11 protein-coding genes are annotated in these 13588 nt (G+C 42.9%); 8 read left to right on the top strand and 3 right to left on the bottom strand.

Features of this window, described 5'->3' with window-relative positions:
* Positions 1-30: 30 nt before the first annotated feature.
* Both BK582_RS01705 and BK582_RS01700 read right to left on the bottom strand, forming a co-directional pair.
* On the bottom strand, positions 31-894 hold the full coding sequence (locus BK582_RS01705) for an ABC transporter permease (protein ID WP_078592699.1): 864 nt from the start codon (positions 892-894) through the stop codon (positions 31-33).
* A complete protein-coding gene (locus BK582_RS01700) occupies positions 887-2083 on the bottom strand; it encodes a quaternary amine ABC transporter ATP-binding protein (protein ID WP_276328184.1) in 1197 nt (398 codons plus the stop codon). Before BK582_RS01700 ends, BK582_RS01705 begins: the two co-directional genes overlap by 8 nt.
* Positions 2084-2387: 304 nt before the next feature.
* On the opposite strand from BK582_RS01700, the gene BK582_RS01695 reads away from it, so the two are divergent.
* The 5 genes from BK582_RS01695 to BK582_RS01675 all read left to right on the top strand — a co-directional run bounded on the left by BK582_RS01695 (position 2388) and on the right by BK582_RS01675 (position 7387).
* Positions 2388-2948 carry a GbsR/MarR family transcriptional regulator gene (locus tag BK582_RS01695; RefSeq protein WP_078592697.1) on the top strand — a complete coding sequence of 187 codons (561 nt, stop codon included), beginning with the start codon at positions 2388-2390 and terminating at the stop codon, positions 2946-2948.
* 512 nt (positions 2949-3460) lie between these two features.
* Positions 3461-4006: an RNA polymerase sigma factor SigX gene (gene sigX, locus BK582_RS01690; protein WP_078592696.1), complete on the top strand. Its 546-nt coding sequence runs from the start codon at positions 3461-3463 to the stop codon at positions 4004-4006.
* Positions 4003-5388, top strand: coding sequence for a hypothetical protein (locus BK582_RS01685; RefSeq protein WP_078592695.1), 1386 nt, complete (start codon positions 4003-4005; stop codon positions 5386-5388). Before sigX ends, BK582_RS01685 begins: the two co-directional genes overlap by 4 nt.
* A gap of 90 nt (positions 5389-5478) precedes the next feature.
* The gene (locus BK582_RS01680; protein ID WP_078592694.1) at positions 5479-6438 is read left to right on the top strand and encodes a threonine/serine dehydratase family protein; all 960 of its coding nucleotides are present in this window, start codon (positions 5479-5481) and stop codon (positions 6436-6438) included.
* A gap of 73 nt (positions 6439-6511) precedes the next feature.
* Positions 6512-7387 (top strand): metal-dependent hydrolase, encoded by an 876-nt coding sequence (locus BK582_RS01675; protein ID WP_078592693.1) that lies wholly within the window; start codon positions 6512-6514, stop codon positions 7385-7387.
* Between the two features lie 649 nt (positions 7388-8036).
* Here the strand turns inward: BK582_RS01675 and BK582_RS01670 are convergent.
* Positions 8037-9449 (bottom strand): sigma-54 interaction domain-containing protein, encoded by a 1413-nt coding sequence (locus tag BK582_RS01670; RefSeq protein ID WP_078592692.1) that lies wholly within the window; start codon positions 9447-9449, stop codon positions 8037-8039.
* Positions 9450-9670: 221 nt separating this feature from the next.
* On the opposite strand from BK582_RS01670, the gene pruA reads away from it, so the two are divergent.
* The 3 genes from pruA (at position 9671) to rocF (ending at position 13564) form a co-directional block, all read left to right on the top strand.
* A complete protein-coding gene (pruA, locus tag BK582_RS01665) occupies positions 9671-11221 on the top strand; it encodes an L-glutamate gamma-semialdehyde dehydrogenase (protein WP_078592691.1) in 1551 nt (516 codons plus the stop codon).
* Positions 11222-11251: 30 nt separating this feature from the next.
* A complete protein-coding gene (locus tag BK582_RS01660) occupies positions 11252-12445 on the top strand; it encodes an ornithine--oxo-acid transaminase (protein WP_078592690.1) in 1194 nt (397 codons plus the stop codon).
* 216 nt (positions 12446-12661) lie between these two features.
* Positions 12662-13564: an arginase gene (rocF, locus tag BK582_RS01655; RefSeq protein WP_078592689.1), complete on the top strand. Its 903-nt coding sequence runs from the start codon at positions 12662-12664 to the stop codon at positions 13562-13564.
* Positions 13565-13588: the final 24 nt, after the last annotated feature.

Below are 13588 nucleotides of genomic sequence, written 5' to 3'. Positions count from 1 at the left end.
TCGTATGAAGAAAAGATGCCACCGTTCACTTTACGCTTTGCCTCGCTGGGCGTTAGCACTTTGAGTAAAGCGGTCAATAATTATTGCGAGAATTACGATACCGACACCTGCCACAAACCCTGGGCCTACCTGTGCACGCTGTAATGCTGAAAGAACTTCTCTTCCAAGTCCTGGTGCACCGATCATGGAAGCGATAACTACCATGGACAGAGCAAGCATGACTGTCTGGTTGATGCCGGCCATAATAGTTGATTTAGCCATTGGTAATTCTACTTTAAAAAGCTTCTGAGCTCCTGTACTGCCGAACGCTTCAGCTGCTTCAACAAGTTCTTTCGGAACCTGGCGGATACCTAAATTAGTAAGCCTTACAGTTGGAGGGGTTGCAAAGATCAATGATGCAAAGACCCCAGGCACCATGCCGATACCAAAGAAGGCAACAGCAGGGATTAAATATACAAAGGCAGGCATAGTCTGCATGAAGTCAAGTATTGGTGCGATAATTGCTTCGGCAGTTTTGCTCTTCGACATTAAAATTCCAAACGGTACCCCTATAATTACTGAGAGAATACTTGATAGTAGTACAAGGGTAAAAGTGTACATCAGATGATCCCATAATCCCTGGTTTTGTATGAGCCAGAGGCCGACAAACGCAAAGGCTGCGAGACCGAATCTTCTTCCGGTGATAAAAAAGGCGGCTACTGCCACAGCAATCATAATAACTATCGGAGGAATGACGCCAAGCGTGTCAGCTGTAAAGCTCATAAAATTACCGAAATGCTCTTTGATAGGGTTAAATAAGAATGAAAAAGTACTTGTTAACCAAGCTGTGAATGAAGCAGTCCATTCTGCCAGCGGGATGGTAGGTATGAAAGCTAATAGTACAGAATTAAACATTTAAATTCACCTCGCTGTCATTTGCCAGTGCTGCTATAACAGCCCCTCGGACAATAATACCTACAAGCTTTCCGTTTTCTGTTACGGCAACCGGTACTGGAGTATCGTGAATGATATTAAAAATATCATTCATTGGAGTTTCCCGATCCACGGTCGGCACTTCATTACGCAGGATCTCTTTCAGATCACTGACTTGATTCTTTCTTGCTTCGGAAGCATCGTCCGCAGTGATATAACCTTTAAGGTTCCGGCTGCTGTCCACTGCGAAAATGCTTGATATGCCTTCTTCGCGCATTCTTTCAAGAGCGACACGTGGTCCGTGTTTATCAATATTTACTGTCTCCGGACGCTTCATAATATGCTGTGCAGTAAGTACTTTTGATCGGTCAACATCTTCAACGAATTTTTCAACATAATCATTGGCAGGATTCATTAATATTTCTTCCGGCGTCCCGATCTGTACGATAGAGCCATCCTTCATAAGAGCGATCCGGTCGCCGATGCGTAATGCTTCATCTAAGTCATGGGTAATAAAAATAATCGTTTTTTTCATCGTAGTCTGAAGGTCCAGAAGTTCGTCCTGCATGTCTTTTCGAATTAATGGATCCAGTGCCGAAAATGCTTCATCCATCAGAAGTACTTCCGGATCGTTAGCGAGTGCACGGGCAAGGCCTACACGCTGCTGCATACCTCCGGACAACTGATCAGGGTACTGATCTTCATAACCTTTAAGGCCAACGAGCTCTAATGATTCCATAGCTTTCTTCCGGCGTTGTTCCTTCTCGATGTTTTGTACTTCGAGTCCGTACTCCACATTATCGAGAATTGTACGGAAAGGAAATAAACCAAATTTCTGGAAAACCATGCTCATTTTCTTTCTTCTTACATCCCGTAACTGCTTTGCATCCATCTGAGCCAGATCTTCATTATCAACCCATACGTTCCCTGCGGTTGGATCAATGAGCCTGTTCAAAAGGCGCACTAAAGTGGATTTTCCACTTCCTGAAAGCCCCATAATTACGAAGATCTCTCCGTCTTCCACTTCAAAGGAAGCCTGATTAACACCGACAGTCATTCCAGTTTCGGCAAGAATTTCTTTTTTTGTCATATTTCCGTCCAGCATCTTCATTGCCTGTTTTGGACGTTTACCGAAAACTTTGGTGAGTTTTTCAACTTTTATTTTAGCCAAGTAATTCCACCTCATTTTTTTCCTGTGTACATATACCCACATAGTATATGTAAATAATGTTATGTAGATTCAAATCCGAATCGATTGACCTATTTAACTATACGTCTTTGTTATAAAAACCACAAAGTTCATATTCAGTCTGTATGTTTCAAAAAGTTTGTTCAGAAAAAACTGTACGTAAAATACGTTTTAAATCCTTTTAATTACTCTTCATTACTTGTTATTCGTAAGGAGTTCCAAACTTTTCAATCTTATATGATCTTTGCTACTATATGTAGTAGTTGTTGCTGAGGAGGCTCTGAAAATGCTTAATGATCCGATCTATGAAGATGAGCTGGAAAAACTTGAAGAAGCAAGGAATTGTTTCATTACTGAAATTGCTAAAAACATGCATTTGTATAACATAACTGCTTCAACAGGGCGATTGTACGGGACCGTTTTTTTTGCTGAGAAGCCAATGACACTTGATGAGATGAGCGAAGCGCTTGGAATGAGTAAAACGAGTATGAGCACAGGGATAAGATCTCTGCTTGATGCTGATATGGTAGAACGTGTCTGGGAAAAAGGAATACGGAAAGATTTATATAAAACAGAAGATGACTGGTATAAGTCTTTTTCCAATGTATTCATAAAGCGGTGGAGGAATGCTACGAAATTAAATGTGGAAGCCATTGAGGAAACGAAGGTACAGCTACGGAGGCTGAAAGAGGAGTCTCCATATGAAGGAATCCGGGAAAAGGCAGAAGCTGATCTGGACAAACTGGCTAAAGCAGAGGAATACTATGCATGGCTCACGGATGTTGTGAATTTATTTGAAACAGGCGAAATTTTTAATATTGTTCCTAAACGGAAAGGCGATAAATAATTAATCTTTCAGGAAGGGCTCCCTCAGGGGGGCTCTTTTTAAACAGCTCAGAGATTGAAAAAACATGTAAAATTTATTACTTCATAGTAGATCAACTTATAATTTTGTTATAATAAGATACATAAAAAAACAAACACCTAGCTTCGCTGTATGGAAGTATGGCAGTACAGGCAGGCAAATGAAATAAAGGATGAGAAATTTTGCATAAGAAAAATTACATGCTGGCTCTATATTTATTAATCTTAGGTTTTACTGGTGCTGCCCTTTTCTGGTTCTGGGTATTCACTAAATAAAAACGCGATTATAGCAGGTGCCAAACAACAATTACATGTTTGGTGCCTTTTTATATAATAAAAATCAGCAGGCAGTTAAGGCGCGGAAGTTGTAATTAAAGGAACTCAGATTACGCCTGCATAGTTTCAGATTGTCCTGTTTATTGATTATCAGTTTATATTTAATTGTAACTTTAATAACGTAAGAACGACAAAATAAATATACAGGGAGGGAAGAGCGTGAGGGAGGAATTCGATCGTTTGTACGATACTTACCATCACACACTTTTCCAGTATTTGTTTTACATGGTTCGCAATCGCGAAGTAGCGGAAGAATTAGTGCAGGAAGTTTATATAAAAGTACTTAATTCCTATAAATCATTCGAAGGAAAAAGCAGTGAGAAAACATGGCTCTATTCTGTGGCAAAACATGTAGGAATTGATTATATAAGAAGCCAGGGGAGAAAGAAGCGGAAATGGGAAGGGAAGCAGTACGAGTGGAGCGAAAGGGAATTCGAACTCAGGGACCAGGCTCCCCTTCCGGATGAACTTGCAGTGCGAAAAGATGAGGTGCAGGAGGTTTATAAAGCGCTTGCAGACTGTACGGAGGACCAGCAGCAGGTTATCCTGCTGAGGTATATACAATCTCTCAGCGTTTCGGAAGCAGCAGAAGTACTTGGCTGGACAGAGAGTAAAGTGAAAACAACCCAGCACCGGGCACTGAAGGCACTGCGCAAGAGACTGGAAGAGAAGTCCACATCAAAGCTAAAGGAGGCCAGCGAATGAGTAAGCGTTCCAACTGGGATGACGGGAAAATTGAAGAGAGTCTTAAGCAGTTTCCGGCTGTAAAAGACAATCGTTCAAAAGATGAGTTATTCCAGTCTATTCAGAATCAATTAGATACTACCACGACAAATAAAAGGAACGATCTGCGGAAAAAGAAAAAAAGAGCTTGGTATTATCCGGCTGCCGCAGCGGCTGCTGCTGTCTTTCTGATTATCCTTGTCCTTCCTTCTCTTGTCAGTAACGAACAACAGCAGATGACTACAGAGAATTATAATGCCGGGGATATGGCTGGAAACGGGGAACCAGCTGGAAATAACACCGCAGCGGTAATGGATGAGGCGAATTCCATGGAAGAAAGCCTTAATGAATCCGCCAGCAACAATAATGAAGAAGTTTATACAGCTGAAAACGAAAACGGCGGTATGCCTGCTAATAACGGAGAAGTAAATAATTATGCAGTTGAAAACGAAGCTGCTGAAACTAATGAGGGTTATAACAACAATAATCGGGAAGAGAACGAGGAAGAGGAATTACCTGTTGAGGAAGAAGCTGAACAGAGCAGTTACGTGACTGTGCCTGTCCCTCGTACCATGGAAGTAGCTACCGGGAATTACAGGAGCGGAAAAGTTGCTTTCACGGGTGTAGTGAGAGAATTTCCGGAAAGTGCGGGACTGGACGACATCCTTTTTTATTCCCTCACATCTGAAGAATTTAACTGGGGATACAGTCTCCAGGGGCAGCTTCAGGATATTGATTTAATGCCTGATGAAAATACAGCAGTGCTTGATTTTTCCGAAGACCATAGATTAATGAGTCTTGCATCTGAACAGGAAAATATACTGAGGGAAACGCTCCGGGAGATTTTTGGCCTTTATGGTTTCAGTACTGTAATCCTTACGGTCAACGGGGATCCAGGTGTTGATTTCGGGCAGGCCGGACCAATAGAGGAACTGGAAGATGTAACCCCCGTGAACAGAGGATACTATTTGTACAAGCATGAAAATGGGGAGTCGTTATTCATAAGGGGAGCCGCTGCAGGCGAAGAGATGACCGACGATTCCGGAAATCTGCTTTCCTTTGAAGACACTCTTGAAAAAATGAAAAGTGTGAATGATGGCGCCTGGTATTCTCCTGCAATACCTGAAGAGCTGGAACTGGAAACATCCCCGGGTGACAACGAAATCACTGTGACGATAGAAAATGAAAACAGCCAGTTTGAAACAGCAGCTGAATATGATCTCCTCTTTGAATCAGTAATTCTGGCCGCGTCAGACTTTAACTTCGAGTATATTACCTTTGAAGGGGTGCTTCTGGACAGTACTGAGAGTTTTGAAGATGGTGAAAAAATCAAAGTGAGGAATCTTCCGCTGGCCAGCCAATAATCAACATGACTCTTCTCATATCTATGGGAGGAGTTTTTTTCATAGTAGTATAAACTTAATTTAAATACAGGAAAATACAGGGAGGGTAACATGATCAGCTTACATGATATTAAACAGGCGAGAGAGAATATATCCGGAATTATTCATAAGACTCCAATTATCCAGTCTGGACAGTTATCGGGGATAAGCGGCAACAATATTTTTCTTAAAGGGGAACATTTGCAAAAAACAGGTTCTTTTAAGATTCGCGGTGCTTCCAATAAAGTTATCTCTGCTGTCCGGAAAGGGGCCGGGAAAGTTACCGCTGCTTCTTCAGGCAATCATGGGCAGGCTGTTGCCTATATTTCCAAAGAGCTGAATGTTCCAGCCACTGTAGTGGTTCCGGAAGATGCGGCACTATGTAAAGTTGATGCGATTTCTTCCTACGGGGCAGGAATTGAAAAATGCGGAACCACTTCTGCCGAGAGGATACCAAAAGCCATGGAACTGGCTGAATCAGAGGGAGGAGTTTTTATTCCTCCATACGATGACCCTTTAATAATGGCCGGCCAGGGAACAGCAGGGCTGGAAATTATTGAAGAGCTGGAAGACATCGACGCAGTCATCGTGCCTGTAGGCGGGGGTGGCCTCCTTTCCGGGATTCTGACTGCGGTCAAGGAAACCAATCCAGCTGTAAAAGTTTACGGAGCTGAGCCATTGCTGGCGAATGATACGTTTTTATCTCTCCAGAAACAAAAGATCACTTCCATTCCGTCCGCTCCGACGATTGCCGACGGATTAAGGTCTTCTCAGCCTGGGGACATGACTTTTCCTGTATTAATGAAATATCTTGATGATCTGATTTTAGTGAATGAGGATGAAATAAAGCAGTCTTTTTGTTTTGTTCTCGAAAGGCTTAAGCAGCTCATAGAACCTTCAAGTGCAGTTGCGGTTGCAGCAGCTATGTTCGGTAAAATTCCATTGGAAGGAAAGAAGGTAGCTGTAGTTGTGTCAGGAGGAAATGTGGATCTTGGCAGGCTGTCGGATTTAATCCCGGAAAAGTCCCGTTAACAAAACAACTAAGTAAAAAAGTATTTTGGGACGACAAACATAATGAATAAGTTCAGTCATACCGGAGGCAAGAATGGATACGATTCCGCATACTTTTTTAGGTTTGGCAATCTATGGAGCGGTAGATAAACGTAATTTTTCTAAAAGGGAAAAAAGGGCTCTTTTATTTACGGCAGTGGCAGGCAGCCAGATTCCTGATATAGATGTGGTTTCCCAGCTGTGGGATTCAGAAGGACAATATCAGATGTGGCACAGAGGAATCACTCATTCTGTTTTTATGGTACCTGTATTTGCAGCTTTTCTTTATGGAATGGCTCGCTGGTTCTGGAAAGTAAAAAGTTGGTTATTCTTCTGGATTGGCCTTCTCGCTGTTTTCATCCATAATACAATTGATCTGTTTAACGCCTGGGGAACAGGCTACTTTGAGCCTTTTTCCTCTGTTCGGCTAACCTTTGGGACTCTTCCAATTGTGGATTTTGTTATATGGGCTGTTCTTCTGGGCAGCTGGCTGATCAGCCGTTATTCCAGAAGATATTTAAGTCATCATGTTTTCAGAATAGCTTGGTTACTCTTAGTGGTTCATGTGGCAGCTCAAACTTCGCAAGGTTACATTATCTATAACCAATACGAAGAGGCCTATGAGGAAAGAGCTTTGTCCGCTTCATTCGTCCCTTGGCATTTTTCACTGATTGGAAAGCAGGATGGTTTAGTTTCGATATATAACGCTTCTTTATTTAGAGAAGACAGCCTGGAATACCAGTTAGAGAGTGCTGAAGAAGCAGACCTTGAAGTTCTTTTTGATGTCCGACCCGAGGCAAGAACGCTGTATGAATGGGCTCCTTTTGTAGTTATTGTGGAGGAAGAAGAGCGAATCGGCATATATGACCCCAGATTTTACCGTGATGGGCAGTCGTTTCTGTTCGAATATATTGAGGCTGGGGAGTCGTAGCGCAGGGTGTATCGGGGGGCTGTTTGGCTTTTGTTAATTTTGCTGGACAAATCTGTTTGCAAAACGCGGAATTTGTCCAGAAAAGAGAGTTTGCTGGACAAATTTGTTTATGGGAAGAGGAATTTGTCCAAAAAAACTGATTTGCAGGACAAATTTAAGAGGAGCAGGAAAGATTTGTCCAGAATAAAAACCTATATCTTACTTTAGCTCCTGATTATGTTAATTAGCTGGACAAATTCTTCAGGAATCAATGAAATTTGTCCAGAAAAGAGAGTTTGCTGGACAAATCTGTTTGTTGGAAGAGGAATTTGTCCAGAAAAACTGATTTGCAGGACAAATTTAAGAGGAGCAGGAAAGATTTGTCCAGAATAAAAACCTATATCTTACTTTAGCTCCTGATTATGTTAATTACCTGGACAAATTCTTAAGGAATCAATGAAATTTGTCCAGAAAAGAGAGTTTGCTGGACAAATCTGTCTGTTGAAAGAGGAATTTGTCCAGAAAAACTGATTTGCTGGACAAATGTCAGCATAGAAAGAAAGATTTGTCCTGGATCCCCACCAGCCTGTATTGCAGAGTGGCCCCCTCCCACCGATTACAGCAGCCCTCCGTATAAACTAAGACTTTCCCGCCGGAGAATCTGCCACTGTTATAACCCGTATTTACGTAAACGGTATTGCAGACTCTGCCGGCTGATGCCTAAAACATCAGCCGTCTTAGTTACATTTCCTTTATTCTGTCTTAAAACTTTATTTATATAGAACTTTTCTGTCTCTTCCATAAAGCTGCCCAACGAGGTGGCCTCCGTCCCAAAGAGAGCAGGATTAACAATTTCAGGAGCTGGCAAAACCGGCAGCTCAGCTAACTGTTCATACTTGGGAAATTTGTTTCTTACATGAACAGGGAGGTGGTTAAAATTGATTTCCTCCTCATAATCGATTAGATTCATTGCTCCTTCAATCATATGCTCCAGTTCTCTCACATTTCCAGGCCACTCATAATCCAGGAAAAGCCTTACTACAGCATCTTCAATCCCAGGTACATTTAGCTGAAAACGCTGGTTATATTTTTCGACGAAATGCTCTGCCAGCAGCGGAATGTCTGCCTTTCGCTCCCTGAGTGGAGGGAGGACTATGGAGACTACACTTAATCTGTAATATAAGTCTTCTCTCAGATTATTTTTTTCAATAGCCTTTAATGGCTCCTCGTTCAGTGAGGCAAGTATTCTCACATCAACGAACCTGTCTCTTGTGTCTCCAATACGCCGAATCTTCTTTTCCTGAATGACCCTGAGCAGCTTAGCCTGGAGAGCGGCATTCAGAGAATTGATTTCATCGAGCAGGAGGGTGCCCCCATCAGCCTGTTCGAAGAGCCCCGGGTGGTCGGCAGCCCCTGTAAACGCTCCTTTTACTGTGCCGAATAAAATACTCTCAATCAGCGTATCAGGAAGAGCTGCGCAGTTCTGGCTGATAAACGGTTTTGATGCACGAGCGCTCCCGTTGTGTATACTCTGGGCGAACAGCTCTTTTCCTGTACCTGTTTCCCCGTAGATCAGCACAGATGACGAAGTTCTCGTAGCCTTTTTTGCGTTGGTTATTACATCATTTATCGTGTCGCTCTTACCAATTATTTTATCGAAAGTGAACCTTGCTTCACCTTTTTCCCATGCGTTCTCCCGGGTGAGGCGTTCCAGTTTAGTAATATCCTTTGCAATTTCTGCTGCTCCGACAATTCTCCCGTCGCTTATAAGAGGAAATGTATCATTTATAGTAGTTATTTCCTGGCCGTTAAAATTAAAGTATGTCTGTTTAGCATTCTTTTTTACTGTGCCTTTCCGGAGGGCCTGAAGAAGTCTGCTTTCCTCTTCACCGCTGAATCTGAATATATCCAGTATATTTTTCTTCAATACATCCTCTTTCTTCATATCTTCCATTCGTGACATTTTTTTATTGTAAATTACGGACTTCCCTTCATGATCAACTACATGTATTCCCGCATCTACCGCGTCCAGAAGCTGTAAGTAAATAGAGTCGATGTTTGGTAAAGCTTTTCCTCTTGTCATCTAACGCCTCCTCCAGAACTCTTTGTCTTTAAAAGTATTTTACAGTTCCGAATAATTACCTGCAATCTGTTTTTGCACACTAGCGCAAAAAAAGTTGGCGCTGCAAAATTTCTTTGCTCTGGCAAACCAGTAAAATTCAGCTGCCTTGCATTCTAATATCTGGCACAAAAATTGCAATATGAATTATAGGTGAAAACAAATTGGAAAAGGGAGTGTTTTTGATGGTCGTACCTTACAAACATGAACCATTTACAGACTTTACGGTCGAAGAGAACCGGAAAGAATTTGAAGCTGCTTTAAATCTCGTAAAAGGTGAACTGGGTAAAGAATATCCCCTCATCATAGGCGGAGAGAAGATAATGACAGAGAATAAAATTGTTTCAGAAAACCCTGCAAATAAGGCTGAAATCGTAGGGTACGTATCTAAAGCGGACCAGGAGCTGGCAGAGAAAGCAATGCAGTCTGCTCTGAAAGCATTCGAATCATGGAAAAAGTGGACTTCTGAAGCCCGGGCGAACATACTTTTCCGTGCTGCTGCAATCATCCGCCGCAGGAAACACGAGTTTTCTGCATACCTTGTTTATGAAGCAGGGAAGCCGTGGAAAGAAGCAGATGCAGATACTGCGGAAGCGATTGATTTTCTGGAGTACTATGCCCGGCAGATGATCCGCATGAAAGATGGAGTAGAAATCAACTCCCGTGAAATCGAGCATAACTCCTTTAAATATATCCCTCTTGGCGTTGGGGTAACTATCTCGCCTTGGAATTTTGCTTTTGCTATTATGGCAGGCACAACTGTGGCACCTGTAGTAACCGGAAATACGGTGCTGTTGAAGCCGGCATCCACCACCCCTGTAGTTGCTTATAAGTTTATGGAAGTTTTAATGGAATCAGGTCTTCCTGAAGGAGTTGTAAACTATATTCCAGGCAGCGGCTCTGTAATTGGAGACTATCTCATCGACCATCCTAAAACTCGTTTTATTAACTTCACAGGATCTAAAGAAGTTGGCCTGAGAATATATGAGCGTGCTGCGAAAGTACAAAAAGGCCAGATCTGGCTGAAGCGTGTTATTGCGGAAATGGGCGGGAAAGATACTATAATAGTAGATAATGATGCAGATCTGGATCTTGCTGCAGAATCTATAACATATTCCGCGTTTGGTTTTTCCGGCCAGAAATGCTCTGCATGCTCCCGGGCGGTAATCCATGAAGATGTCTATAATGAAGTTTTGGAAAAAGTAGCAGCTCGTACGAAAGAGCTGTCAGTTGGCCCTACTTATATGGATAATTCCAATTTCATGGGACCTGTAAATGACCAGGCTGCCTTTGACAAAGTCATGAATTATATCGAAATTGGACAAAAGGAAGGAAAATTGGTTGCCGGTGGCGAAGGAGATTCTTCTGAAGGATATTTTATTCAGCCAACAGTTATCGCTGATGTGGATCCGGAAGCAAGGATTATGCAGGAAGAGATTTTTGGTCCGGTAGTAGCATTTGCAAAGGCTAAGGATTTTAATGTGCTTCTTGCAATTGCCAATAATACGGAATACGGACTGACAGGTGCTGTTATATCAAATAACCGCGACCATCTGGAAAGAGCACGTGAGGAATTTCATGTGGGGAATCTTTACTTTAACCGTGGATGCACAGCGGCAATCGTAGGCTACCAGCCATTTGGCGGCTTTAATATGTCAGGAACAGATTCTAAAGCCGGAGGGCCTGACTACCTGCTCCACTTCCTGCAGCCTAAGACTGTTACAGACCAGTTCTGATCAGCAAAATTTTTTAGGGGGTATACACACGTGACAAAAACTAATGAAGTTATTGACTTGACTGAAAAATTCGGCGCAAAAAACTACCATCCCCTCCCTATAGTTATTTCCAAAGCGGAAGGTGTATGGGTAGAGGATCCTGAAGGAAACCGTTATATTGATATGCTTAGCGCCTATTCAGCGATGAACCAGGGGCATCGTCACCCTAAAATCATTCAGGCGCTTAAAGACCAGGCAGACCGTATTACGTTAACTTCCCGTGCTTTTCATAATGACCAGCTAGGTCTGTTTTACGAAAAAGTATCCAAACTTACAGGGAAAAACATGGTACTTCCTATGAACACCGGTGCTGAGGCTGTGGAAACAGCTGTTAAGGCTGTTCGCCGATGGGCTTACCGTTCAAAGGGTGTAGAGGAAAACAAAGCTGAAATTATTGTCTGTGAAGAAAACTTCCATGGCAGAACGATGACTGCTGTATCTCTTTCTTCCAATGAAGAGTACAAAAAGGATTTCGGCCCGATGCTTCCAGGAATTAAGGTAATTCCTTTCGGGGATACGGATGCGCTGAAAGAAGCGATTACGCCAAATACAGCAGCATTCCTGTTTGAACCGATTCAGGGTGAGGCTGGAATCAACATTCCGCCTGAAGGGTTCCTTAAAGAAGCTTATGATATTTGTAAGGAAAATAATGTATTGTACGTTGCTGATGAAATTCAGGCAGGCCTTGGCAGAAGCGGAAAAATGTTCGCCTGCGACTGGGAAAATGTTGAGCCTGATATGTATATTCTCGGTAAAGCTCTCGGGGGAGGCGTGATGCCAATCTCTGTTGTAGCGGCTAACGATGATATACTCGGAGTTTTTGAGCCAGGCTCCCATGGTTCTACATTTGGCGGTAACCCTCTTGCTAGTGCAGTATCTGTTGCTGCTCTTGAAGTATTAGAGGAAGAAAATCTTGTGGATCGTTCTCTTAAACTTGGAGAATATTTTATGGATGAGCTTAAGAAGATAGATAATCCCAATATTAAAGAAGTAAGAGGTAAAGGCCTGTTTATCGGAGTGGAGATGACAGGAGCTGCGCGTCCTTATTGTGAAGCATTAAAAGAGGAAGGCCTTCTGTGTAAAGAAACACACGAAAACGTAATTCGCTTTGCCCCTCCGCTTGTAATCTCTGAAGAGGATCTGGACTGGGCTATCGAGCGTGTGAAAAAGGTTCTTTCGAATTAAAGTCTGAGAGATAAAGAACAGAAGAATATCCTGGCGGTTATCAGGCTGAAAAGAGGATGCTTCGTCTTAAACGGAGCTCCTCTTTTTAGGGAGCAGTCAGAAATAAAGGGTAAACGCTGTTTCTCGTGAAAGCTGCTGGTCTTTGTTCTTTATTCAAAAATATGAAATGCTGGAATTTGAAACTATGAAAGTCAGATGGAAGGACTGGTGAGAAATATGAAGAAAAAAATTTCTCTGATTGGAGTACCTATGGATTTAGGGCAGGCCCGCCGGGGAGTAGACATGGGGCCGAGTGCTATCCGCTATGCAGGTGTCATTGAACGCCTGAAACAGCTGAATCATGAAGTGGAAGACCGGGGGGATATTGAAATAGGACGCCCGCCAAATTTCGATATTAAAAATGAACAGAACCTGAAAGATCTGGAGGAAGTTGTGAAATCGAACCAGCGGCTTGCTGAGGCTGTTTCGGATGCTTCCGACAGAGGCGACTTTCCGTTAGTGCTTGGAGGAGACCATAGTATAGCTATCGGTACACTGGCAGGCATAGCTAATAAATACGAAAATCTCGGTGTCATCTGGTATGACGCCCATGGCGATTTAAATACCGGAGAAACTTCACCATCCGGGAACATCCATGGTATGCCGCTGGCAGTAAGCCTTGGCATCGGGCATACTTCCCTGACTGAGATTGGCGGTTACGCCCCGAAAATTAAGCCGGAAAATATCGCAATAGTTGGGGCACGGTCACTGGATGAAGGGGAAAAAGAGCTCATTCGTGAAAAAGGGATAAAAGTGTTCACGATGCATGAAATTGACCGCCTCGGCATGACGACTGTAATGGAAGAGGCTATTTCTCACGTATCAAGAAATACAGATGGCCTTCATCTTAGTTTTGACCTTGATGCACTGGATCCTCAGGACGCGCCAGGTGTGGGAACTCCGGTAGTTGGTGGGACAACTTACCGTGAGGCACATTTAGCAATGGAAATACTGGCGGAACGCAACATTGTTACATCTGCAGAGTTTGTTGAAGTCAACCCGATCCTGGATAATAAAAACCAGACAGCGGAGGCAGCAGTGGCGCTGATCGGCTCCCTTTTCGGCGAGAAGCTGCTGTAGCGGGATCCAGGATAATTTAATTTT

This window comes from Evansella clarkii, assembly GCF_002019695.1.
Lineage (GTDB): Bacteria > Bacillota > Bacilli > Bacillales > Salisediminibacteriaceae > Evansella > Evansella clarkii.
The sequence above is the reverse complement of the archived record's forward strand: the minus strand, read 5'-3'. Positions and strand labels throughout refer to the sequence as shown.

What these genes read in the sequence shown, in the direction of transcription:
- BK582_RS01670 (WP_078592692.1), bottom strand. Translation starts at nt 9,449, where the DNA reads ATGACAAGAGGAAAAGCTTTACCAAACATCGACTCTATTTACTTACAG.
- rocF (WP_078592689.1), top strand. Translation starts at nt 12,662, where the DNA reads ATGAAGAAAAAAATTTCTCTGATTGGAGTACCTATGGATTTAGGGCAG.
- BK582_RS01680 (WP_078592694.1), top strand. Translation starts at nt 5,479, where the DNA reads ATGATCAGCTTACATGATATTAAACAGGCGAGAGAGAATATATCCGGA.
- BK582_RS01695 (WP_078592697.1), top strand. Translation starts at nt 2,388, where the DNA reads ATGCTTAATGATCCGATCTATGAAGATGAGCTGGAAAAACTTGAAGAA.
- pruA (WP_078592691.1), top strand. Translation starts at nt 9,671, where the DNA reads ATGGTCGTACCTTACAAACATGAACCATTTACAGACTTTACGGTCGAA.
- BK582_RS01685 (WP_078592695.1), top strand. Translation starts at nt 4,003, where the DNA reads ATGAGTAAGCGTTCCAACTGGGATGACGGGAAAATTGAAGAGAGTCTT.
- BK582_RS01705 (WP_078592699.1), bottom strand. Translation starts at nt 894, where the DNA reads ATGTTTAATTCTGTACTATTAGCTTTCATACCTACCATCCCGCTGGCA.
- BK582_RS01675 (WP_078592693.1), top strand. Translation starts at nt 6,512, where the DNA reads ATGGATACGATTCCGCATACTTTTTTAGGTTTGGCAATCTATGGAGCG.